The following is a 25,716-nucleotide window of genomic DNA, read 5'->3' on the forward strand; positions in this document are numbered from 1 at the left end:
TTATGAATAGCAGAGAGGTTTTAGAAAAAAGATTGCAACAAATTACAGATACGATGGACGCTGTTGAAGAATTAATTAATGGGTTAGATTTTGTTATCCCGAAAAAAGCGAAAGATTTAGTGATTAATGCTTTAAAATCAGATGAGATTACTAGTATTATGGAAGGAATCAAAGAAAGAAGACCCCCTAGATTAGTTATAATGGGGCGCACAGGTGTAGGAAAAAGCAGCCTTATTAATGCCATATTTGGTGCATATTTAGCGGAGACTAGTGCTATAGAGGTTGGTACTAAAGATTCTCAAGTATTTCAATATAAAAAGAATGATGAAGTAATATTTGAAATTATTGATACTAGAGGAATTAAAGAAAATTTAAATGCATTATCAAGTACAGCTGAAGAAGATTTAAAAAATGTAATTGAAGAATTTGAACCAGATGCCTTTTTATTATTAACCAATGGTGCTGAAAGATCTACTTTAAGAGAAGATGCTGTGTATCTTAAAGAAGTCTATAGTAGTCTAGATATAACTGTCCCTTTAGTTACAGTTATTACACGAATAGATGATATAGAGCCAGCTAGAATTAAGGAACCAACAAGATATACTCAAAAGAAAAAAGATAACATTGCAATAAAAGAGCAACAGGTTAGTCAAGTATTAGAAGAAGTAGGATTATCAGATACTTTTATAGTACCAGTTTCTTCATATATTGAATGGAATCATGAAGACCCGGAATCTTTGTCTCCAGAAGAGCGTGCGGAACTAGTGATTGAATTTGATGGAAGATACAATATTGATAAGCTGGTAAACTTTTTAGAAGAAAACATTGACTTTCGTGCCGCTGTATATTTAATGTTGAACAACAAACTTGATATAGCTATTGAGAAAATTGCCAATAAGTTTGTCAAAGTGTTTTCAACAGCAAGTGCAGGTGTGGCAATTACTCCGATACCAGCAAGTGATATTGTAGTTCTAATACCTATACAAATAGTTGAAGTTACTCTTATAGCTTATCTAAGTGGACAAAAGATAGATAGTAAGATGGCGAGAGAATTTATTCTTTCGTTAGGAGGAGTAGCTTTGTTTGGATTAGGATTGAGATTTGTAGCTCAACAAGGTGCGAAATTTTTAAATGTATTAATACCAGGTTCAGGATCTGCTATCAGTAGTACAATAGCTTATTCGGGAACTTATGCAGTAGGTAAAGCAGCAATAGCTTACTATATAGATGGAAAAACAAAAGAACAAGCAAAGAAAGAAATGGAAGATGCGAAAAAAGAAGAACAGTTGCAATAATAAACCTCACTTAGATACATTACTGAGAACCGTAACATTAATAATATTTAAAATAATGTTCTTCCACAATCGGGCGCGTTTATTTCATAACGCGTCTTTTTGTTGTTTAGGGTGTTAATCTTGATTCAGCGACAAAAAAACCAGAACTCTATTTGCTTCGCATTACAACCTTACTGTGCAATAAAAGCTGGTAGTCCACTTTCTGGCGCTATTACGGAAAGCTTAACAAAAGCCTAATTCCTCGGTAAAAATAGGAGGATGCTTTTTTAATTCAATATCTCAAAAGTTTTTCTATTGGTAAATGCGTTGACAGCAAGTGGTAAATTCCATGGCAACTGATGGTACAAAACATGGCAGAAGTGGTACCTTCTTGTGGCTGTAATCATTGTACTTCTTCTTCCTACTGTTCACATGATTATCATTCGTAATTCTTTATGATTTCCTCTTGCCATACTTAGGACCGACTCCTTTAGTCCTTCGAGTTCGACACAAATCTTGTAACCTAGTATCTTAGCTGCTGCTAAATCTTCTGCATAGATTACATGTAGTTTTCCACCAATTATGAATTCGAATTTCTTATTCATAGTTCTTTCATCCTAACTTCTGCTCGTTTGATTATCTTCTTCCATCTAACGCTGATCGAACTTGCTGCCCAATTTCCAATTAATGATTTCGAAACTCCGAAATATTCAGCAGCATCCTTCCTTGTATCAAAAGTTATTTGACTACCAGTGGTTAAAGTAATTACCCATTCTTCATTTCTATAATTTCGACCTTTCAATGCATCCGAAACTTTCTTCTTAATATTAGGATTAAGAGTTGCCGATGATCGACCTAAATTCTTCCGATGTTTTTCTGTGAAAACTTTCTTCTGGCTATTTATACTCATTTTAACTTTAGTTTCATCAGAGAGGTCTGGAATTGTTCCTTTTAAAGCTTTGTTTGTCTGGGCTTCTCCGATAGACTTTAGTTCTGCAATCCGTTCTGTCTCAACTTGAATAGCTTCTTCTTTGGTCAAGTCTTTACGATAGATTCGTACAGATGTTTTATTAAGAGCAACCATTCTATAAAATTCTTTACTTCTTTGATAATAGCTGAACAATCTATTCTTGCTTCCAGCTCCTACATGAAAGACTTCCCCAGTTTCAACATTAAAATATTCATATACGTAGTACATAAAATCATCCTTTCAGTAAAGGGTCAGGTTTGAACTCAAATGGGCGAATTGGGACCGTCACCAAAAGTGGACTCTCCCTCGTAATTATAAGATTGTCAGCGTTTTTTTAGAACATAGAGGCGGTACCTTTTGATAGCTGTCTCGTGCTCAGCACTGCTACTTAATCTATCTATACTCTATTTAACCTTCAACATCTTCACTTACTCTCAGAAAAACTTAATTAATAACGATCTATACAACAACAACTACATCTATACACTTCATCACTTCACACTACTATCAAACAACTTATCTATTTCATATCTATAACTCTTTATAGTCTATACATACTTACTTCACATACATACACACTACTTCACCACTACTAAACACTTCTCACTACACATCATCATCTATACATACATATTTTACTGTTATAACTGCTCTAACTATCTACTTTTATACACTGTAATAACTTTTATAATAGTTATTAGAAAATGTTTGGCTACATACATTATAAGAGCCAGCTATACATAAGCTCATACATATATAGGGACATACATATATAACACTTATATATAAATAGCCCATATATTCTTAATTATTATTCCTCTTTATGATTATGGTTTAAAAATGAATATTCTGTTTGTTTGTTGATTGACCACTTCATCTGCACTTACATCGCCTCTTCTTCAAATAAAGCTATTTGTACCATCCTTTCATATTAGAAAGAAAAAGACTCTTGAAAAGAGTCAAGTAATTATTATTTAAGTTGAATTGACCAACAGCGCTTCCTTGTCGTTCATCTTACTATTAAATCTTTAAATGCTTTTACTAAGAGAATCAATTACAAACTTCCCCGATAGCTCGATTTGCAACATTTTCATTTAACTGTTTATATTGACTCGGCATGCAAATGTATAATTGCCCTAAGATTAGTCGTCCTAAACGAAACGAATTATTTGCTGTTTGACGACTTACTCCAATTGATTTTGATGCGTCTTCTTGTGAAGGATAAGAACGAATGTATTTAAGATTTTCATCATACACAGCCCAATAATTATTTGTTTTTCTCATGTCATTTATTACCGCTCTACGTTCAATTTCAAAATTCGAAAGAGTCCAACTATCATGTGCCCCAGACTTAAAAGCGTGTTGAATATTTTCAGAATGAGTAACTAGTTCTAAATTCGTAAGGTAATTGCATCTTTTTCGACCATTTTTATGATTAACTTGATTACCTTTTGGAATTGGACCAAGAAATGCTACAACTATTAATCTATGAACATAATAACCATGTGTTGAAAGATAACGATCTCCTTCATGACCACCATTCAAAGAATAAATTTGAACTAATATAAATTTGTCACCTTGAGAACTTTAACTCGTCCTTCATTACTTACTTTAAAAACGACTCCAGGTTTTTTAATAATTTTCCACTGTTCCATTTCAGTTTCCTCCAGTAATAAGAAATTTAATGGCAGATATAATTACTGATACAATACCTAAGCAATCTAGTGGATAGTTAAATAAGAATTGTTTTATCATTGTAATTCTCCTTTGATTTACTTTTCTTTTTTGTAGCACCAATACTTACATCTCAAAAAAAATAAGCGCTCTTTTCGAACGCTTATCATTTTATGATACTCTTCTAATTTCAGTTATCGTTGTTCCAAATTTATTACCTTTGTTATTAAATAAGAATTATAATAGATTTGGAACATTTAATATTGCTTCATTTAATATCCAGTACATTTTCATGCGATTTTCGCCTTTAGTTTCCTTTTTACTTTCAATCACATACGGAATATTATTCTCAACAAAGAAAGCATTGATAGTTTTCATACCAATTTTTGTAGAACCATCTTTTGCGCGTAAACCATACTTGTTACTAATCACATCGACCAGTTCTTGTTGACCCTCTTTAAAAATCTTCTTATTTAAGTAATTGTCGATAATATCAAGCTTGATAAAATTTTCTCTTTTCAATTGTTCCAAGTCAATATACTGTACATTAGGAAAGTAATGTTCGAAGAACTTTTCAAATCCGAATTGGTCCATATATTCATACATCTGATACTGATACTGAAGATATGCTAATCCAGTTTGATGAACCCGTAAGCAAGTATAATTTTGATGGCTGATTGGGTCCATAACCGTATCAAGATAAAAAGCTCTCATTGACTTATTGATAATGTCTAAACCATATTCTTTAACAAATTCAATTTCACCAAGTTCCATGAATCTTTCATAGTATTCAAGTTGCTTATCGAGATATCGTAACTTTGCTTGAATAGACTTCTTTGAAATTCGTTTATAATAAACATTCACTTTTTTATTTCTAACTCGACCTGTAGCTTGTACGAAAGTATCGATGTCACTGATTCCATGAATAATAACCGTTTCAATTGAATCATCTTTAATTTCTGTTGCTTCAGTCATGAGTTTTGTTGTATTCAATACATCACATTCGAATTGTTGTTGCTCAGCAATCTGTTTGAATTCTAATGAATTTTCACGATTGCCTGAATGTAAAACTTTACTGTCCCCAATATTGAAGTCAGATATTGTGCCAATGGAATTATGATATACAATAACTTTATTCCCTTTTTCAACTTCATCATGAACAACTGATAAAGCTGTTTCATCTTGTTCATATCGAAACATGTCTTTAACGTTATTGTTATAGAAGTTTGCTTCATTCAATACTTCAAGATTATTTTTCCAAGGAAGATATGAGAGTCCGTCAGAAGTTGCTGTCATAAAGATTTTTACTGCTTTGTCATTCTGATTTATGAAGTTAAATGATAACTCCGTCTTTGTATTAAATGAACTATCACTGACAAAGTAATGAGCTTCATCACAAACAATATAATCGAACGATTTCAACATAATATCATTACGCTCTATCATTTTTTGGTAAGCTTGATAAGTCTTGCTTTCAAACATGCCGCCTTTGAATTGACGAATACATTCTTGTTTGTATTCATCTAAGTAGCTTTCCTGTTGTCTTAATGTTTGAGTTCTATGAGACAAGAACAATGTTCTTTTGTTATTTTCTAAAGCATAAGGGAGTAGTACATGTCTTACCCAGTAGTTCTTTCCACTGTTCATTTCAGAACCAATAAGATAGTTTTTCCCTTGCTCCAATAGACCAACAATGTCAGTAGTAATTAAATCACTTACATAAATTCTGCTTTCCATTTTTCATTCCTCCTTATAGACTTTATATCTAAATCCAGAAAAACGTAAATTAACTGATCAAATTTTTTACTAATTCAATTGCAGCAGCTGTAAACATACCGATGCAAAATTTGAACGGAATTTCAGCTGCTTTAAGAACGAATCTCTCCATGCCTTTTCCGCCTTTCAGACAAAATAAAAGAGTCAGCTTTCGCCAACTCGTAAGTACAGTTAATCCCAATTATTTGAATCGTTGAGTTTTTGTTTCTTGTCTTTCATATAATCTTTGACCAGCTCGTTTACGATTGAACTTGCATTCAGATGATCGTCTTTGCAGTATTTCATAAAGTCTTGAATAACTCGAACATCAAATGAGAATGTTCGAATATCATCTCTTTTTACCATAACTATCAGTCTCCTTGTTTTGTATTACTTGTAATACATATTAGTAAAAAAAATAGAACTCCTTAAAGAGCTCTCTCTATAAATATTTAATACAACTTCCATTTTTCGGACATTTTTTATACACTTTTTAGCCCTCTCATTTATATACACCACGAAATCCTTTTTTTGTAACAACTTTTTATAAACTTTATATCTCTCTCTATTAATATACTCCATAACTTCCATTTTTTAGACAATTTTTTGACGAGTTTTTGACAAGTTTTGTCATTTGTAATACAACTGTAATATTTCAAATTCTAATAGAATAAAAAAGGATTTTTTCTCTTCTTCAATTCCCTCAGTTTAATTCGAATATCTCTCGAACGCTCACATATTCGCAGGATTTCATAACCCCTGTAATAGTGTGTACGTGTAATAGAAATGAGTTCAGATCATTTTGGCTTCGTGAAGGCATAGTTTTACCATCATGAAATAACAATTAATTTAAATTAATTTAAATTAATTCAAATTAATCGTTGATAAGAAAGATTTAATTTGATATTATTTAGTTGTAATACGAAGGGGGATAAAAAAATGATTACACAGCTCTCTACCAATTCTTTTCAAAACAGTAGTAAAACACAAAAAGCAAGAGAATTAATTGTGGAAGAATTAATAACTACAGGCCAACCTTTGCAGCATAAGGATATTGTTAAGCGTTTGACTGAAGTTAAAGATGAAACTACTGGGGAAACTTTCTTTTCAAATGGAAATATTAACGGAGCATTTGTTTCACTTAATAAATACATGCGTGAGTTAAATGTTACTAAGTATAAAAAAGATGGTGGTGTTTATTATGAGTACATTACAGACACTACAGACCCTAGCAACATTGATGAATTAAATCTTAGTACGTTAAACGGATTGTTAGATAATCTAAAAGAATGCTTTAATGCTGCTAATTTATTGAAAAGCGAAATTTTATCAGGGGAATTTGAAAAAAGTGATGAGGTACTGAACTTAATTAGTAAGATTAATGACTTAGAATTTTTTGTACTACAAAACGAATTTTAGAATGAACTTTATTAATTTCTTTGAGTGTGCGAATGCTGCAATAGTTAAATAAAGAAAATTTAATCGACACTTCCTTAATAATGTAACGTGGCCATTGTTCAATATGAGCAGTCGCTTTTTACTAACGATGCAGTTTAGTTTGATTAAATCGGAAGAATAAAAAAGTTCAGCAATTGATGAACCTTTTTTATTTTCCACTTGGGATTATGAGTTTTCATATGTTTTTTGATCATATATTCCGCTTGATTATTAGTGCTGAAGCTGTGTATCGTGTTGTCCTTTTCTGTGCGTATGGCAATCACTTCTTTATATGACATCGCCGTTCCTGATGCCTCATGGATTTTGATGATGCCTTCTACTTTTTCAATGAAATGTTTGTTGATTTGACGGATCTTTTCTTGATGTAACTCCTGATTTATCTTGATGGTTTTTAAGCGTTTTTCTTCCAGGTAATCATCTATCTTTAAATATAAAAGAACAAGGAAAACAATGGCGCTCCCAATAGAAAGAAAACCGGAAAAGCTACTTAAAAACGGAATCGGACCCAGCACACGTTTTCGTTCGTCCAAGACTTGCTGATCTTCCTTGGTGTAATAGGCCTTTGAATTGTCTTCAATATCTCCTGGTCGACCCGTAGGGGAATTGTAGTCTTCCACAACTTTGTAAGGTTTGATATTTTGCGAAAACCATTCAGGATGTTCTTTTTTTATGTTACTGATTTCATTGGCAAGAGCATTATGTGCGAAAAATGAGCCAATCAACAAACATAATACAAACAATATTCTCTGCAAAGGACATCCCCCATTTAGTTGGTATGTTCCTATTTTACCAGATTTTCTCTTCTGGTTTATGGAAAATAGGTATAAAATTGTAAAGGAAATTACCAAGGATGATAAATCAGTGAAGAAACAACTCAAACGAACTTACTTTCATTTTTAGGGATTGTTCGTTAAATAACTCACTTAAACTTAGGGGTAGCTTTTGTTGAATAGAGGTGCAGGGACCGAAATGGTCCTTTTTGTTTTGATAATTGAAATATAGATTTTTATTGTAAAATAGCCGGGCATTAGCCCGACTGAGAGAAATAGAAAACCTATTTTAAATTAGAGTTTTTCAATTATGCTTATATTTTAAAATTGAATTTAAACTATCTAACTTTTTATTTGAGTAGGTTAAGTTATTGTTCGATTTTCAACTTCTTCCAATTCTCAACACTTATGTTAGGAACCCACCCATGTTCCTGAAGCCAAACTAGATTTACGTAAATGAATTTCTTTTCATTGTTTAAGTGATTCATGAATAATTTAAATAATTTCATCCGCAACTTATCTGGTATCCTCGCGAATTTAAAGTATCTATCCATAATGTTCTCAATCATTTTAATGTTTTTACCCACACAATTTTTGAGATTAGAAATCTTTGTTTCATTTAAGTAGTCCCTTATATAAGGTATTTCATCGGAACATAATTGAATGCCTTTATACTCAAGATCCCAGCAATCGTACTGATCCCCTTCTAGTTGCAAGTTAGCTACCTCCACAAGTTTCGTATAATCACTTAAGATACCTTGGACCCTCTTATAACTGCCATGCTTTATAGGATTATACTTATAGTCGTATACTCTAGCCCTAATATAGTCGGCAGCGACTAATTTAGCCCATAAAGTTCGATGATTCCCATCACTAGATACGTAATATTCATCAAACTCATCATAGTAACTTAATTCTACTGCTGGGAAGTTGTTACTTACAAAACGTTTTCTAAACTCCTCTAAAGTCGTAGATTGTAATCTCTTTTCATTTCCTTCCAATCTATTACCAGCGATATTTCCAGCTTTCAACAGAACATGGTCCCACCATGAAAAACCAGGTTCTCCCCTTGATAATCCTTTGATTTTGTTAACAGGGACAAGTCGATATTCTCGCTGATCGCTGACGTCAAAAAAATAATAAAATGGTGCATCACTTTTTAATGTGTCATTTTTCAAAAAAGATAAATGTTCCTCGTTAACCCCGGCATTAAGTAAAGTCATCTCAATATCCAATTAAGTTCCCCCATCCCTATTAGTTCTCCGAGTATTTTATAAATGTATTATATTACATAATTATCCAGTCACACATCAAACAAGAATCAATTAGGCAATTAAACTGAGAATTTTATTCTATTTTAACTAAGGAAAAGGTAAATGAAAGATAAAGCATGTAAGGGGCGTATTTATAAAGTACAATAAAGAATATAATTAATAAATGGAGGCAATTTAATGGCTAGCCCGATTACAATAATCAAAAATGATGAACTTTTATTTGAAGCACCAAATATTCTAGAAGCAGCTAGATTTCTAGCAGACCACCTCAATACAACTACATCAAGGTGCTATGATCCAATTGAACGTGGATATGTATATAACATCCCTTACTATGTTAAGCAAGACGAGTTTCGTTTTGTTGTACCAGAAGATATTTCTTCAAAACGCCGTAAAGAACTTGAAGAAAGTGACCATGAAAATGCTCGTCGTATTTGGTTAGTATCAAATAATCCAGAAGAATTTGAATTAGCGAGAGCGTATAGTGAACGTGAAACTTTAGAATGGAAGCGATCTCGGAATTTTGAAAATGGTGATATTTTATATATATATGTTTCAGGAAATATTCAACAAGTCTGTTTTAAAGTTGAAATTATACAAGGGTTAGTACCACCTAATGAGGTTAAGTATAATAAAATGTTTTGGAAGGATTTAAAGAAATTTGAGGAATCCAAAGGAGGAAAATGGACTCGTTTTCGTTTCCTAGAAAAGGTGGATACTCCTGAGCTATCTCTTTCAAAATTACGTGAACATGGTTTGAAAGGGAATGTCCAAGGTCCGATGAAACTCACTGGAGAACTTCGAGATTATATCATGGTATACTTTGAACATGATTTAACAGAAGGTTATTATCCAGATGAAGTCCCTGATAATTTAGAAGAAGGTATGCGCAAAACAGTAATGGTCAATGTATATGAACGCAATCCTATTGCTCGGAAGCGATGTATGGATCATTATGGGGTCCAATGTCAAATTTGTGATTTGAATTTTGAAGATACATATGGAGAAGTAGGAAAAGATTTTATTCATGTCCATCACATATTACCACTTCACAAAATACAACGTGGCTACGAAGTAGATCCTATTCGAGATCTCATTCCTGTTTGTCCAAACTGCCATGCTATGCTTCATCGAAAAGAAAATGGTGACTATTTATCAATAGAACAACTAAGAAAACGTATTTTAAATAGGGCCTAACTGGTCCTTTTTATTTTGGTTGATAAAAAATTGATTTCATTATCCATTTCAACTAATAAAAGCATCTAGTTTATTGAAGGAAATACCTCTCTTTTAATAGAATTATTAATATATATTTAGTATATACATCAAAAAGAATAGGTTATGTTACATTGAAATTCTTATTTTTTAATTCTGGCTTTGAGAGGAAGATATCAATGAAAGGCTTTGGTACTTATGAAAATTTTAAAGATCGTCTTTACAGGAAAGAAGCATATTTACAATGGGGACATAGTGAAAATACTTTAGGAGTAATTCTGCTGCATAATCCAGGAAGTGTTGCCTTAAAAAACAAAAAGCTCTGGACAGAGATAAATAATGGTAAAGTAAATATTGCATTTGGAGAGCTCGATATATTACAGAATGACCCACTTATAAGAGTAAAAGATATTATTGAATATGCTTTTGAAGAACCAGATGGACGCCTTTATATTTATAATCTCTTTAATTTGGTAGATTCGAATAGGCAAACAGCATACGAAACTTACGAGAAGATAATGAATGAAACCCCTACTGAATTACTCTACCCTGTTTTAGAAAAACTAATTGATTCCCCATGGATTTGGCTTGCATGGACTGTTTCACCACCGAACAAAATTTACGTGAAATCTTACGAGAATTTGGCCCTACAAATGATTCAGGAGCTTGAGGCAACCCGAAACTTTAATTATATCGGTTGGTTAAAGGATGAAACACACCCAGAAACAGGTTATTCCATCTATCCATATTATCCACCGGCACCTTATCACAATTCTCCGGTTTGCGTTGAGGAATATAAAAAAGAAATAGCAAGACAAATTAGGGAATTAACAATTCGTACTCAAACAAAGAGTAAATGAATAAAATAAAAAATCTAGCGATTATACGCTAGATTTCAATAATAGTAGGAGAATATTTGAAAGTTTTTACAAAATCAACGAGGCATAATTCGCAAAGGTCAAATTTCCATCTTTCTTCATCAAAACCTGATCCATATCCAAAAGATAAATTAAATGAATGGAATTCATCTTGTTCGAAACCGAAGTCAGTTATTTCTTTAGACTTACCGCATTTGTTGCAAGTGATAGATTTCAGAACTTTTTTTGTTACTTGTATTTCATCAAATTCTTTCATAGAAAGCCTCCCATCCAGTTATTCGTAATGTTCAAGCATCATTCTTATATTTTACTAGAATATCCCCTAAATTACATCTTTTTCAATCAAACACATCATAAGCAGTCTCATGACACAGCCATTCAAATGCAATTGCGATCTTCAAGATTGAACAAATTCACTTCTATAACACCGGAAAAAAGCAATACTAAGAAGAGGCTATTCTCATTCATTTTTCAAAAGATAAGAGCGACAATTTTTGAAGCTAAGGAGCGCAATTTCATGGAAATTATTAAAGATGGAGGGCTTATGATTCCTTTATACCATGGTACTTCAACCTTATTCTTGGAAGACATTTTAGCAAAAGGATTAGGGGCGGTAAATCCAATAAAAAAGTATAGTATAATGGAAACACTTGGGAAACTAGTTCATAAAGGTTATGAGTATATTGAATTCTTGCCAAAGTCCGTACATTGGCGACTAAAACAAAATAGTGATATTGTTAATCAAGCAGTAGCTAATTTTCGTTATAGCGGTGTTTATTTGACACCCAGCAAACTTACAGCAGTTAGATATTCAAGGAATAAATATGGCTCCGAACTTATTTCAAATACTATGATTCTTTATCTTTTTCTAGAGGAATATTCAGTTCCTATTGAGTTGGACAATGATTTTCTAAGTCATATAATAAATTGTTCGTATGAACCAGTTGTTATTATTGCTTCAGGAGTTGATTGTTCTTTATTTCAGTCAGAGAATAATAATAAACTTGTCAAAGATACTTTTAAACAACTCCAGTTCTTTTGGAAAAGGGTTTTGATCCTCAACAAATAAATTTTGAATTACCGCTGCCCAATATAATAACTCCGGAGCATCTTACCGTGCTAAGTGTAGTAGAATACAACAACATTATAGAAAAAAATAAGTTTATTTTTGGGTAAGGTTTGTTTCATAACAAACAAAGAACAAACAAAGTCTGGTTCGTATATCAGCAATTTTTTAAAGGATGATGAATGTGAACATTACAATTGAAATTCATTACAGAGCTTTTACAAGCAAATGTGCACAACATGGTTCTTTTCAATCAAAAGGTCGGAAACCCGAATTTATTGCATATCACTGGTGGAAACAGATCAAGAAAGAAATGTCCTACCATGCAGAGTTAGAAAAAGTATTGGTCGATGGAGATAAAGATATCACCGAGATAGTTAATGTATTGGAGAAACAGGAATTAACAAATATTGATGATAATTAGAATTTACCTTTTTAGAAAGTAAGCCCGCTTACTATTTTAGTAAATTTTTTATTATAACGAACTTTATTTCTTACTTAATATAGGGATGGTTTTAAAAAGTCAAATTCTTTTCACAATTTTTCCATTTACAAGATAAAAATAAGTTCATAATTAATGGAAAAGGAGTGATAAAATGAGTAGACTTGTACTTATGGAAGTAGCTATGAGAGAAGAATTACCTGAATTGTACGATATTTATTTTGGAGGAAAATTATTTCTTCATTATGAAGATGCTAAGATTGAAGAAGATGCCCCATTTATTGTTGTTGGAGCGACAGATCATATGGGGAAAGAGGCTGCAATTGAACTCATACGAAGATGTGAACAGTTTAAAGCGTATCATAAACATCTCTTTGGAATTGAAGTAAAGTCATTTGTTACAGATGATAAGCAATTTAAAAAGGTAGATAATTGGTTGTGGTATTTTCATCCGAATGGAATTTATCGTTAAAAAGATATATATATTAAAAAATGAAAAAGCAGTGAAGTAATCAATTATAATATAACACTGCTTTTTGTATTAATTAGAAAACATTTTTTTGTGGATGATATTAAGACTTAGGTTCATTTACAACTTTATACAATTCGATAAAGTATTATAAAGCAGCAACGTTTTTAGAGTTCTCAATTTTATTTTTACAATTTCAACTTTTAATTTATGCCTACAATCCGGGTAATTAGAACATCCATAAAACTCGCCATAGGGTCCTTTTTTGCGAACCAAATATAAAGAAAACAATTAATGATTTTAAAACAAAATATTATGACTAAGATTTTAATTTAAACTTCAACTAACAGACAGCTTACTTAAAGATTGGTGTTAAATTTTAAGTAAAAGAATGCCTAATTGGGTTTTGCGACTAGAATCATCTATAAAGTTACTCATACTTATCTTAAAATGTTATTAAATGTAATTATTTCTAATTTTAATATATAGAGGAAAAAAATGGCTATAGAGACCACTTTTAAAAAAGGTGAACCAAAAGATCGATTTCAGCATCCTCTTTGGTCACCTATTTTGAATTGATTACTATTTATTCTACACCTAAAGCTTTAAACACCGCGTCCTCTGCGGATTGATAAAAGCTGATTTGAAACTTTGCAAATAATTCTGCTGGTACAGATGGAATATCTACAGCGGATGTCATTGGAAGTAATATTTTCTTAGCTCCACTATCGAAACAGACTTGAAGTACATTTGCTAGTTCTTCTACTTTATTAATCGTACCGCTAATACTGATTGAACCTAATACTACGAGCTGGCTTTGCACAGGACGAATCATTGCACCTGAGCATAGACCTATAAATGAAGCGAGTGATAATTCACTTGTTAATCCAACACCTTGTATATCTTGGATATGCATTAAGTAATCTTTTGTGGTTGTACTAATTGTGCCACTAATATTTTTATTATTGGCCTTAAAGTATCGGTATGAAGTGTCAATGCTTTCTTTTGCTTCACGGTCCGTTCCTAAGCCTGTCTTTTCAAACTTACCGTTACCAGCTACTACTTCTGTTTCAAGTTTGTAAACACCAATCATCCCTGATTTACCACGAGCTACTGTATATACGTGACCTGGTTTACCCATACCTTCTGGGATAAGTTTGCCGCCACCTTGCTCAGATACGGAAACAAACTCTTCATTTAATGTTTCATTATCAATATAAGAAAAATGTACATCGTAAAACTCCATGCCACCAATTTTCTTTAGCTGTTCTTTTACACGACGACGACCTTCAAGTGCGTAGCGTAATACTTCTTCTACGTCCTCACAAGTAAATCCACCATGTGGATACAATAGTTTTATAAAACCAGATACTGTTTTACGAACAGCTATTACATCACGTTGATTTAAATTATTTCCTAGCTTGAAATATTTGTCCAATGCATCTGAAAATGAGCGTTTCCGCATTTCTCGTAAGTATTCCGCCAAATAATCAGTGATAAAGCCATAATCATTTGTGAAAAATTCAGGACGCATCTTTGGAACTTCCCAGCCAGGTAAATAATAATGCATTCGATCAAAAAATGCAGAATCATTTGCTATTGCTTCAGGAAATGGATCAAATAAATGGGATGTTTTTAATAACACATCTACGCTTTGATTAATATTACCGACAAATACCATTGATGCACTTGCATTCTTTTCTTCACGTCCACGTGCAAATGAACCTGAAGCCATGAAATCTTTCATAATTTGAATGCCATCTTTATCTTTAAAAGTAATACCCGCTACTTCATCAAATGCAACCGTATCCCACATACCAACTAGCCCAATTTGCTTACTTGCCATGTTGTAGAACAAGTTTGCGACGGTTGTTTGTCCACCTGAAACTAAAATGGAGTTTGGTGAAATCTCTTTATAAACGTGAGATTTACCTGTACCACGTGGACCTAACTCACATAAGTTATAGTTGTTTTCAGCTAGAGGTATCAGTCGTAAAAGCATATGCCATTTTACTTTATCTTCTAGTTGAGTCGGTTCCATTCCAATTGAACGAATCAGAATATCAATCCATTCATCTTTTGTAAAATGTTGGCGTTGATCTAGTAAATCTTGTAGGTCCATATTTGGCATTTGAATTGGATCTAGCCCCGCAATAACAAATGGACTTACTCCTTTTGCTTCTTCATCAAAGAAATATTCCATCTTCAAAATGCACCATATACCGCCAGCTAGTAGCTTTTCATACTTTTGTAAATAATGAGCTGAGATTGGTACACCTTTTAATCCTAAATTAGAAAATTCAGCCTCATATACGTCTTTCTTCTCGTTTAACTTCACACTAATTTTATCAATGATTGTGTATTGACGTAGCTCTTTAATTTTGGACTTAATCTTTTCAGCTTCATCAGGGCGCACAAAATTATCAGATAGGATTTTCTTTACCATTTCTACACCATCTTGAATGCTATCTTCCTCTTCTGTTGCACAATACATTCCAAGCAAATATTCAAGAACATAAACCGGGACATTTGCCCCAGCTTTTATCTTTTTGGTTAAGTCTTTACGAACAACTTTTCCTGCAAAATGAGTGTTTAGTTTTTTATTTAAGTCTTCCATTTTCGCTTCCCCTCATTTCTAAAATCCGAAATCATTTGTAAATGTAATATCAATCGTGAATGGGTATTTGTTGTATTCTTTTTCTACACTTTCTTCTTCGTCCTCAAGAATGAGATAATAGCGTTTTGTTTTATTATACGTCATGCTCTTAAGTACAAATTTCTCTTTAAATGTTCGATCTTCTGGTTTGTCTGAGCGTTTATCTGCAATGATAATGTTCTCGTTTGATACTCGATTTCCTTCTTCATCTGAAATGTACACTTTTAAGCGCAGTGGAACTTTTTTATCTTCCACTTTTTCTGTTTGGAAAAAATCTAAATATGTAATGCTGTTTGTGATTTTACGAGTCAAGCTCGTTAGCTGTACATCAACCTTCTTAATGTCATTCTTACTGTTCTTGCTACGATCATTTTTGAATTTAATTACTGGTACAACAACCTCTTGCAGCATTGCACCGCCATGAACATAATTTGCACCTGCTCCCTGCTTTGCAAAACGTTCTGCACCACGAGGAACAGTTACATATATATAACTATTATTACCTAAAATATAATCCATTGAGAACGTTAATGTCCCTTGAATATCTTCCTCTTGTTCTGTAACTAGAAAACGACGATTATCAAGGACGACATTATTTGTTGTTTTTATCACTTTTTCATGTGTTTCTAATGAGCTGCGTTGATATAAGAACCCATGATCCGCAGTAATATAAATGGTCGATGCACTCACATGGTTAATTAAATTATTCACCAATACAAGTAGTTCTTTAAACGTATCATCAACTGCTTCGAATACTTTACGCTCCGTTACTGCATGATCCCCATGTGCATCAATTGTATTGTGATAAATATAAATTACTCTCTTTCCAGTAAACACATCACGATATTGCTGACGATTGTAGTCAATCACATCTTTATATTGAACAGCAATAGCATCACCTGCATGCTTATTTAATACAGAATTTCGATTTTCTGTACTCGAAGCCTTCAATCCGTCAATGTATATACTTTTTTCCACGAGACTTAGTTCTCGATGTGGTAAAAGTGATGCCATTCCTAAGTCTGTATATGATGGTAACACGCCTTGCATTGCACTAATTTCCGTTGATGCTTTACGCTCTACATTTAATAACTCACAAAGTTCCTTTGCTGCTTCATAGCGTAGCGCATCAGAAATAATGACAAATACACGTTCCCCTTTATTCACATGGCTTTTAATATGATTGTTATAAAATTTGTGCTGTTGTGGTAATCCCAGTAATTCCCACTGGTTATTTGGATTGATTTCAATTGCTTTTGACCACTGAACAGAAAGCTCATTCACATACCAATTTGTGTACACATTTTCTATAACTTCTCGTAATCCATGTAGTTGCTCTCCTTGATTTACTTTATCAAGTGCTGCATAGAATTTACGGTACGCTTTATCAAGGAATGAATAACTATTACAATAGGATTTAAACATTTCTTGTGCATCTGCATAATGAATTGTTTGTTCAAGATCCTTCACCTTTTCTAACAATGAAATTGCCCAATATATCGCACCTAGCTCATATTTATAAATAGGATACCAATGTGATTTTCTTCTTTGGTTTACAATCCCTTTATATGCTTCATACTCTTCAAGACCTTCTACTAAGTCTTTGGAAAGCTTGTTGATTATATGAATATCAAAATAACGGAATGTATCGCAGCCAACAAATGCCGTAAGGTCCCAATTTGCAATATACTTTTCTACATTGATTCGTTCTGATATTTGGTCTGATAATACCTCGTATGTTTCTTTATTGTTCATAAAGTGATCAATAAATACAACACTATTTGTTACATTATGTGCGACAAATGACGTCCATGTTAAAGGGATTTCTACCTTTAAGCTCTCAGAAAGATGTGAAATACTGAAGAATGTAAATAGACTCTTTAATGATTTGTCCGAATGTTGGTAGCCGAATCCTTTCTCCATTAACATCCAAAACGTTTCTTCATCACCAAACTTCCCTATACTTTCCCAATACTTATTCGTTTTCTTACATTCTTCACAAAATAATGCCTTAAGTACTTCTTCTAAGCTTTCATATGTACACTTACAAAGGGCGGATAATACTGCAATATCAATAGTTTCCTCGTTATACTTTTCTATACGATAGCCTGAAAAAAGAGCAAAACGTTCTTTGTTATTAAAAAACTTCGCATATTTTTTAAATACAGAACGAAGACTATCATCATCCACACCTAAATCACGCATAATAACCGTAATCTTATCCGTAGCAAACTCAAAACTATACTTATATGTATCTAACAACCAATCTTCTCTTGGAGATGGCTTTGGCATTACCGAATAGATTAAAAAGTGAGATACTGGGTCCACTTTCTCAATTTCATACTTTGTCGCAAATAAGTTATTCTGCGTCATTTCCCAAATCCGAACATTCTCTAATGATAGTCCTATAATATCTTCTTGAAATTCGCCTGCTTCATCATACCAAAAAACAATATGTCGCTGCTTTCCATCACCTAATGGACGAGCAAACATCTCCATTAACATTCGTTGTACTTCCTTCAAATTCATCACAAATCTACTCCTTCAAAAAATGGCTTAGCCGCTTTTGGCTAAACCATTTTTAATTGTACACCTTACAATTTAATTGGTGATAGCAGATTCGCCATCAATGGCTTCTTTCCTTCACCTTGAGGAACTTCAACACCTTGGAACTTCATATAGTTTACTTTTACACCGTCATCTAAATCTATGCTAATACGTTGATTCGCAACGTGTGCAATCACTTGATCGTACTCTCTACATTCTAACAATTGCTTTTGAAGTTTCTCTTTTTTATCCTTTGCAGATTTCTTGTCACGATCAGAAACATCGGATTCACTAATCACTTCTTGACGGTGCATCTCAGCTTCATACTTTCCCTGCAACATATGTAAATAATCAGTACGTACCTTGGCAACTGTACTTTCATCATAACGATGCATATATATCAACGCTTTAAAACCATCTTGCTTCCCACTTTCAAATAACCAGTAGATTGGTCTCTTTTGGTTATTCGAAGAATAGCGTTGAATATGATCTTTGTAAAAATCCTTTAAAAAATACCTTCTTAAACTTTGCCTCGATGTTTCGTTAGCTCCTCTTCCTAAACTATTAGCTATAAATTCTATGTTATCTTCTAATTTCTCATCGCCAAAAACTTCTTGTAAAAATTTAATCAACCTACTCACAATATCATCTTCAAAATAATAATCATCGGTAATTGGAATCACATTATCATTAACTATAAAGGAGAACTGCTTATAATTTTCAATATTAAAGTCTCCACCTGCAAAAGCTAGTCCATCTTTATGTATTGAATATCTTCCAAACATACAACCAATAGCATATGAAATAAAACTCTTGATATCATAATGTTTATCTGCTTTTGTTAAAGTGATATTATCTTCACATACCTCTATACCAGTTTCTTTTTGCAAATTGTACAAATTAATAAATATTTCATTAATTCTTTCTTCATTCTGCTTTACAATCTCTATATTTTTATTAGTAGTTTTTTGCCACTCTTCAAAGATTATCTTCAGTTCCCTGTGTTCGCCTTTCAATTGAATAAATGGATGCCTCTTAAATTCCCAAGTATTTTCATTATAACCCCAATCAATTTTAGCGATGTTAACATTTACTAAACTTAAAGATTGTATTTCGTTAAAATATTCACCAAATTCTACAGGGACATTATTTACATGTCCCACTTCATAATTAACTGTTGCACTCAAAAAACTCATAACTACATCCGCTACTTTTGAATTTAAAAGTCCTAATAAGGCATATTTCACATTTTCCTTACCAGGAACATTAAAAATTGAGCATCCCGAATCGGCAAAAACAACTCCTTGTTCTACATTTCTAAATGATATACCTCCTATTGTGACCTTAGACCAAGTAAGACACTCTTTAAAATAGTATTGTTTTGAAGGTAACTTGTTTCCAGATTTGGATAATTGATTGTAATTAAACTTATCAAATTTTAATATATGTGCAATATTCCCATACCACTTTCTGAATTTTCCTCCTTTGTTAAATGGGACATATAATTTATGTGAATTTATAAATTCTTGTACATTTCTATATTCAAATCCAATTTTATTAAAATTAACTTCATACCACAATCTAACAAAAGTATCGTTGTTACCAGTTGCTAAACCTTGTCTAGGGTCAGCAATATCACTTATTTTAACTCCATTTTTATAAAAACCTAAAATTGTTTCGTTGATATTATAAGCAATAGGATTTCCAGAAATAGATTTAAACTCAATTTGTTTATTGTAATAAACATTATCATTATAAAAGAATTTTTGTTTTTTAATTTCATTGGATTCAACTTGACTTTTTTTAACAAATAGTTTTTTATATAGACCAATATAATTTTTTATATTGCTATTCTTAAGGACAAAGCTAACAGTCCCAAAATCGGATCCAAAAACACCTCTTCCAAGATGTAGTAAATTAATGATTGCTGTGCTATTGAGTAATTCATGTCTAAAATCCTCATAAGAAGATAGATACATCCAAGTTGGAATATTTATCATTCCAACATATCCATTTTCTTTACAAAGGGCAATAGATTTTTCTATTATTACAGTACTCATATCTTTTTTGCTATTCGGATAGTACTTTTGAGTAAAATCCAATAACTTTGTATTCATATCACTACTACCCATATACGGAGGATTGGTAATAATTATATCGAATCTCTCACTCATTATCTTAGCCTGTTTAATTAGTGGCAAAATAACTTCTAATAAGATGTCTCGATATTCTATAGAAAAGATGTTCTCAAAACTTTGTTTATTTTGTAATTCTTCAATCCCTTTCTCAAGAAGTGTAAAATCGAAATTTGTCACTTCTATTATAGCCCCGTACTCTTTTGCATTTTTAAATGTTTCAATAAGATAAAACAGATTATTTCTTAATATTTCCTGTTCTATCTCTAAACTATTATTACTACTAACAAAAAAATCTATTGCATCTTTTGAAATTTCTTTACTTTCTTGAATAGCTACTAGATTGGGCTCAAGAGTATGTCTAAAAATACGACGTTCATAACTACGTGCTTTCATCATTATAGCAAAGTACGCCAACTGTGCTGCACGATCATCAATATCAAGACCATATAAGTTTTTCTCAATAATTAACCTTGGGATATCACGTTCAGAATAGCCTGCTTCTTTATAAATTTGATAAAGAACATCAAATGCATACACAAGAATATGTCCAGAACCCATACATGGATCCAATACTTTAATATCTTCGGGATTTAATTCTTTGTTTTTTAGTTTTTCTAATTGTTCCTGTACCTCTGATTCTTGTTCAGTTTCTTCTAAATAATATTTCCACTGTTGTGTCAGTTCTTCATTAGGATGGGACTCTAGCCATAAACGGCCTAACGAGTTTTCAACCATGTAATTTACAATCCATTTCGGAGTAAATATTTGTGTTTTAGCCGGCAAGTTTTCTTTACTTACTTTATTTCCTTTTTTTACAGCAGCAGCTACTTCAGCTTTTTTTTCTGAAATATATTCCTGATATAACCAACCAATAATTTCTACTTGTTTTGTCCAATCTTCTTCTGGAATCATTGTAACTAAATCACGTACCACAGATCCTTCTTGAAGTAAGTTATCAGGTAATAATAATTCTGTGTAATCCTCAATCTTTTCAAACATGTATGGTAGTATGTCGTTTAACTTATTACATTGTTTTATTAATATGTACTTAAATAATTCTTCTGAGTTATTTTCATCTTGCAAACCAAATACAAGTTCAATATCTAATTCTAAATCATCTGTAATATTTGTTACTTCTTGAATAACATCAGGCTCAATTTTCCCTTCTTGTTGGGAAGATAATATGCGAATACCAATCGGTAAGTAATCATTTACTTCCATAAAACGAATGGCAATAAAACGGTTAAACCATGTATAAGCAACTTCTTCTACTACTTGTTCATAGCCTTTTTCACGAATCTTTGCGATTAATGTATCGTATTGTTTCTTTTGATTTTTGTTAAATAATCGCTCTCCAATACGAAATCCATCTTGATATATTTCAGGTTCTTTAATATCATCTTTTGTTATGCCTAGTTCATATGCATTTTGCATGACATTTCCCATTAACTTTACACGTGCTGATGTCGCAAAGTTTTTAATTGCTGATTTATCCATCATGTAACCTGCCTTTAGCTTCGAATTTTAAAGAGAAGGGAGAAACATTCCTCCCTTTTAGATTAATTTGATCACTTTATCCTCATTTAATTTCTCTTCAAGCTTTTGACGAATATTATCAAGAACTTTATCAACATCACCTTTTGATTTAATCTCCATTGTACCTGTAAGTAAACTACGCATACTTATATTTACAATTTCTTTTACCGGTAAAACAATAATAGGTGGTGTATCACTATCATCTATTGGATCTGGGTGAACCACTGGAGGCTTAATTTTTTCTTTCTCCAATGCAAATTCATTAAAAAATCTAGTTTTAATACGATCACTTTCTTCTTTCATGGCAATTACTTGTGAGAATTCATTGGCAGTTTCTAATTTGACCAATAGATTATCGAAAGTAGCTTTTACTTTAGCTACAAACTTATTCTTAAACTCATACTGCTCAAGTTCTTCCATTACTGTAGAGAAATCTCCTTTAATAATGTCCCGAACAGGTTCGGATTCTTTTTCAAGTAATTCGGTGTATTTTTCAACAAATTTATCAACCAATTTCGGCAACTTATAAATATCTGAATAAGGCTCTGTTTTCTTCAAGATATCTTTCATATCTTTAATAATTTTCCTTGCTTCTTGATCTGTTACATACGTTTGACTCCGTTCAAAAATAACTTCTTTTTCTTTTGCTTTGTCATACGTTTCTCTTTGATCCTTAAAGAAGCTTTTTACAACACCCACATCTTCACCATAATCAAAAAAATCTTCTTCCACATCTTTTAGCTTAGAATAGAAAGTCGCAGTATCTTGAATGGTGAGTATCGTATTAAATGCATCTAATCCATCTTCTAATACTTGTTGCCCTGGATAATGTCTGAATTTGTAGTTTACTAATAGTGATTCAACTTCACTTTTTTCATCTCGAACCAAGTCTTTCAAACGCTTCATTAATCCATCTTCGTCATTTGGTAAGGATGTAATACCAAATACTTCTTTACAAATGTCTTTAGCTTTATTGATTAATGTAGTTGAGATGCGTTCACGTTGTTTGACAATTACTCTGTCAACTTGATCACGTTTTGTTAAATAATTGATCAGATTTTTATCTGTCGGTGATACCATCTCACTTGCTAATTCCAGTTTGATTTCCTGAACCTTAAAAAGCTTAATGAGGATAGCGATAATATCAAGTTCATTCCAACCATAGGGCTCTTTACCAAATTGTGTTGTGATAAGTTTTACTGTTAATTGTTGCTTACGATCTTTGGCACGAATGATGTACCTATTTACTTCTTGAACTGCTAGGTGATTTGGATCTTCATTAGCTACACCTAGAGACATTTGCATAGTTTTTTCATCCAACAATGCCTGTAATTCTCTTGGTGAATCAATAAACGTTTTCACATAATTCAACTTATTATAAAGGGAATCAATTAAAACTTTGAATCCATCATTGATTTTTTCAATTGGGTTCTTTTCTTTTGTTTCTAGCAAGCTACCATTAACATATACATGTGCTTGACGAAGAGCTTCTTGTAATTGAACAGTTAAACGATTCTTACGTTCTGTTACTTCACGACCTTTTCTTGATTTAATATCTTCAATTGTGGCAGATGATACTATACCACCTTTTTGCTTTAGGTAGGCTTGAATCTTCATGATTTCTTCCATTTCTTCTAAATAAGAAGTATCAGAAGGAAGATGAACAATAACGTTCTTTTCTCTTGTTGACATAGATCGTAATTCAGATGAATTCAAGTCACTACCATTATCAAAGTATGGTGTTAATATTTTCAGTCCAATTTCATTATTTTGTTGTCCACGTGTACGGTCATCAATAATCGCATTAAATCCGAAATTATAGCGTTTTGAATAGCTATATCTCTTACTTGTGAGAATCGATTCGAAAATCTCTTCACCAATTTTTTGGGTCAATTCACCAGAATCAATACTCATATTTTTGATTTCACGGTTTACATCTTGCTCATCGTTTGTTAAGAAGATATACTCATCACCATTTTTTTGGACCAATGTTTCTTTCACAAGACGATTTAATGATTTTTCTATTTCTTTTTTCAGGTCAATTTTATCTTCATCTATATGTTTCACCATCAGTGTTGATATATTTTCTAAGGTTGATGGAACTTCTTTTACGTACTTGATTAAGAACAATAGTTTTAATACTTCAACATCATTTGCATGTAGTCTTTCGTTGTTTTCAGCATGAATGATTACTGTACGGATTGCTGCATCTAAGAATGAAAACACCGTATCAAAGAAAGATGCTACTGGGACCAGTGAACCAACTTTTTTATCTGCATATTTCATCGCAGTTTCTTGAAATGCTGCAAGTAGTGAACGCTCACCTTCAGATAAACTCTTACCTGAAGCACCATGTGTACGAATACCACTGAATACATGCTGCAATAAATTGAATTGATATGGAGTAAAAGGATATATATCTACAAAATCATCCTCATTCTTGAACATTTTCATTTCAGCTGTATTGCTTGAGAATGTAATTAAGTTCTTTAAGATAGAGCTCTTTTCTTTATAAAGCAATTCAAGGGTTTGCCTTGCTACACCTGTTTTTTCGAGTATACGCTTTTTGATAACTTCATCGACATTTGCACTTGAGAGGCCTAAACGAGTGTTGAAACGTGCTGTGATTTTAGAGAAGTCATTTCCTTTTACTTTTGTAACAGAATCAATGTCTTGTTGGCTTGTAACAATAACCCATACTTTCCCTGCACAGTGGACTCCTAATTCTTCAACTACTGTTTGGAGATTCAACATTAGCTGTGAGTTATCACCAATGTATTGTCCAATTTCATCGACTAAGAAAATGACATGATGATTCTTACCCTTGCTTTCCACATATTCGCGTACTTTTTGAGCAAAGCGTTCCACACTTAATGAATAATTTTCTTCAGCTTTGTTGTACCAACTACGTGCTGCTTCTTCACTCATTTTCGTTGTTTCTGCAAGTGCACCTACTACACCGTCTTCCTCGTAGTAAATATCATAGCGAGCATCTTCCCATGAAGAACCTGATAGTTCTTCAAATTTTGTTTTAAATGCTTCATATGTATTATCCTTTACCATTTGGCGTTCTAAATCTGCAATCCATGGTATTGAGCCACAGAACCCTTGCTTTTCATTGAACACTTTATTGAATACGTTAACGATAGCATCTTTTTGATTCTTAGAGTCAGATTCACTCTTTGCATCAATATTAAAGAGAATAACATCAGTCGTAACATCACCAGCTTGCTTCATATTTGCAAGCACCATTGGGTCACTGATTTTTTCTCTGAAGAAATCTATTGCTTTCTTCGTTTCCTGGTCAATCATTACTGTCTTGTTCTCTAATAAATAAGACAGAATTTTTAGGAAATGTGATTTACCTGATCCGAAGAACCCAGAAATCCATACGCCCATTTTATCGGTGTGTCCAGCAATCCCTTTTTGATAAGAAGCATAAAAATCACGAATATGTCGTAGTAATTCATTGGTTACAACATATTCATCTAATTCCTGCGCAACATTTTCTTCATCTGCTTGACCAACTTTAATAACACCTTTAATATCACGGTCAATCCGCTTTACAAACATCTCTTTTAATAACACAGACTA

General features: G+C 32.5%; 20 protein-coding genes. 7 read left to right on the plus strand and 13 right to left on the minus strand.

Features of this window, described 5'->3' with window-relative positions:
- Positions 1-2: 2 nt before the first annotated feature.
- Positions 3-1,295 (plus strand): GTPase family protein, encoded by a 1,293-nt coding sequence (locus ACIQAA_RS27150; protein ID WP_402625980.1) that lies wholly within the window; start codon positions 3-5, stop codon positions 1,293-1,295.
- Positions 1,296-1,702: 407 nt separating this feature from the next.
- Here the strand turns inward: ACIQAA_RS27150 and ACIQAA_RS27155 are convergent, their stop codons facing one another.
- The 5 genes from ACIQAA_RS27155 to ACIQAA_RS27175 form a co-directional block, all read right to left on the minus strand.
- Positions 1,703-1,879 carry a hypothetical protein gene (locus ACIQAA_RS27155; RefSeq protein ID WP_402625981.1) on the minus strand — a complete coding sequence of 59 codons (177 nt, stop codon included), beginning with the start codon at positions 1,877-1,879 and terminating at the stop codon, positions 1,703-1,705.
- Positions 1,876-2,472, minus strand: coding sequence for a GIY-YIG nuclease family protein (locus tag ACIQAA_RS27160; protein WP_402625983.1), 597 nt, complete (start codon positions 2,470-2,472; stop codon positions 1,876-1,878). The genes ACIQAA_RS27155 and ACIQAA_RS27160 overlap by 4 nt, the downstream gene beginning before the upstream one ends.
- Before the next feature lie 822 nt (positions 2,473-3,294).
- Entirely contained in the window at positions 3,295-3,789 is a 495-nt protein-coding gene (locus ACIQAA_RS27165; protein WP_402625985.1) for an HNH endonuclease, read from the minus strand.
- A 366-nt stretch (positions 3,790-4,155) separates the two neighbouring features.
- Positions 4,156-5,655, minus strand: coding sequence for a DEAD/DEAH box helicase family protein (locus tag ACIQAA_RS27170; protein WP_402625986.1), 1,500 nt, complete (start codon positions 5,653-5,655; stop codon positions 4,156-4,158).
- A 210-nt stretch (positions 5,656-5,865) separates the two neighbouring features.
- Complete coding sequence (locus ACIQAA_RS27175) at positions 5,866-6,039, minus strand: hypothetical protein (protein ID WP_402625988.1); 174 nt, start codon at positions 6,037-6,039, stop codon at positions 5,866-5,868.
- A 573-nt stretch (positions 6,040-6,612) separates the two neighbouring features.
- Here ACIQAA_RS27175 and ACIQAA_RS27180 point away from each other — a divergent pair.
- On the plus strand, positions 6,613-7,092 hold the full coding sequence (locus ACIQAA_RS27180; RefSeq protein ID WP_402625990.1) for a hypothetical protein: 480 nt from the start codon (positions 6,613-6,615) through the stop codon (positions 7,090-7,092).
- Positions 7,093-7,235: 143 nt separating this feature from the next.
- On the opposite strand, the gene ACIQAA_RS27185 is transcribed toward ACIQAA_RS27180, so the two are convergent.
- Both ACIQAA_RS27185 and ACIQAA_RS27190 read right to left on the minus strand, forming a co-directional pair.
- A complete protein-coding gene (locus ACIQAA_RS27185; RefSeq protein WP_402625991.1) occupies positions 7,236-7,883 on the minus strand; it encodes a hypothetical protein in 648 nt (215 codons plus the stop codon).
- A 386-nt stretch (positions 7,884-8,269) separates the two neighbouring features.
- Positions 8,270-9,136 (minus strand): hypothetical protein, encoded by an 867-nt coding sequence (locus tag ACIQAA_RS27190; protein ID WP_402625993.1) that lies wholly within the window; start codon positions 9,134-9,136, stop codon positions 8,270-8,272.
- A 216-nt stretch (positions 9,137-9,352) separates the two neighbouring features.
- On the opposite strand from ACIQAA_RS27190, the gene ACIQAA_RS27195 reads away from it, so the two are divergent.
- A complete protein-coding gene (locus tag ACIQAA_RS27195; protein ID WP_402625995.1) occupies positions 9,353-10,372 on the plus strand; it encodes an HNH endonuclease in 1,020 nt (339 codons plus the stop codon).
- A 197-nt stretch (positions 10,373-10,569) separates the two neighbouring features.
- On the plus strand, positions 10,570-11,250 hold the full coding sequence (locus ACIQAA_RS27200; RefSeq protein WP_402625996.1) for a hypothetical protein: 681 nt from the start codon (positions 10,570-10,572) through the stop codon (positions 11,248-11,250).
- 28 nt (positions 11,251-11,278) lie between these two features.
- On the opposite strand, the gene ACIQAA_RS27205 is transcribed toward ACIQAA_RS27200, so the two are convergent.
- Positions 11,279-11,524, minus strand: coding sequence for a hypothetical protein (locus ACIQAA_RS27205; protein ID WP_402625998.1), 246 nt, complete (start codon positions 11,522-11,524; stop codon positions 11,279-11,281).
- Positions 11,525-11,785: 261 nt separating this feature from the next.
- On the opposite strand from ACIQAA_RS27205, the gene ACIQAA_RS27210 reads away from it, so the two are divergent.
- From ACIQAA_RS27210 to ACIQAA_RS27220, 3 genes are all read left to right on the plus strand, one after another.
- Positions 11,786-12,337 carry a hypothetical protein gene (locus ACIQAA_RS27210; RefSeq protein ID WP_402625999.1) on the plus strand — a complete coding sequence of 184 codons (552 nt, stop codon included), beginning with the start codon at positions 11,786-11,788 and terminating at the stop codon, positions 12,335-12,337.
- A 175-nt stretch (positions 12,338-12,512) separates the two neighbouring features.
- Positions 12,513-12,758 (plus strand): hypothetical protein, encoded by a 246-nt coding sequence (locus ACIQAA_RS27215; RefSeq protein ID WP_402626001.1) that lies wholly within the window; start codon positions 12,513-12,515, stop codon positions 12,756-12,758.
- A gap of 172 nt (positions 12,759-12,930) precedes the next feature.
- On the plus strand, positions 12,931-13,248 hold the full coding sequence (locus ACIQAA_RS27220; protein WP_402626002.1) for a hypothetical protein: 318 nt from the start codon (positions 12,931-12,933) through the stop codon (positions 13,246-13,248).
- A 117-nt stretch (positions 13,249-13,365) separates the two neighbouring features.
- Here the strand turns inward: ACIQAA_RS27220 and ACIQAA_RS27225 are convergent, their stop codons facing one another.
- The 5 genes from ACIQAA_RS27225 to brxC form a co-directional block, all read right to left on the minus strand.
- On the minus strand, positions 13,366-13,536 hold the full coding sequence (locus ACIQAA_RS27225; protein ID WP_402626004.1) for a topoisomerase DNA-binding C4 zinc finger domain-containing protein: 171 nt from the start codon (positions 13,534-13,536) through the stop codon (positions 13,366-13,368).
- Between the two features lie 295 nt (positions 13,537-13,831).
- The gene (gene brxL / locus ACIQAA_RS27230; RefSeq protein ID WP_402626006.1) at positions 13,832-15,862 is read right to left on the minus strand and encodes a protease Lon-related BREX system protein BrxL; all 2,031 of its coding nucleotides are present in this window, start codon (positions 15,860-15,862) and stop codon (positions 13,832-13,834) included.
- 18 nt (positions 15,863-15,880) lie between these two features.
- The gene (gene pglZ, locus ACIQAA_RS27235) at positions 15,881-18,430 is read right to left on the minus strand and encodes a BREX-1 system phosphatase PglZ type A (protein ID WP_402626045.1); all 2,550 of its coding nucleotides are present in this window, start codon (positions 18,428-18,430) and stop codon (positions 15,881-15,883) included.
- Positions 18,431-18,495: 65 nt separating this feature from the next.
- The gene (pglX, locus tag ACIQAA_RS27240; RefSeq protein WP_402626008.1) at positions 18,496-22,083 is read right to left on the minus strand and encodes a BREX-1 system adenine-specific DNA-methyltransferase PglX; all 3,588 of its coding nucleotides are present in this window, start codon (positions 22,081-22,083) and stop codon (positions 18,496-18,498) included.
- Positions 22,084-22,140: 57 nt separating this feature from the next.
- Positions 22,141-25,710 (minus strand): BREX system P-loop protein BrxC, encoded by a 3,570-nt coding sequence (gene brxC, locus ACIQAA_RS27245; protein ID WP_402626010.1) that lies wholly within the window; start codon positions 25,708-25,710, stop codon positions 22,141-22,143.
- Positions 25,711-25,716: the final 6 nt, after the last annotated feature.

Source organism: Neobacillus sp. NPDC093182, assembly GCF_044754045.1.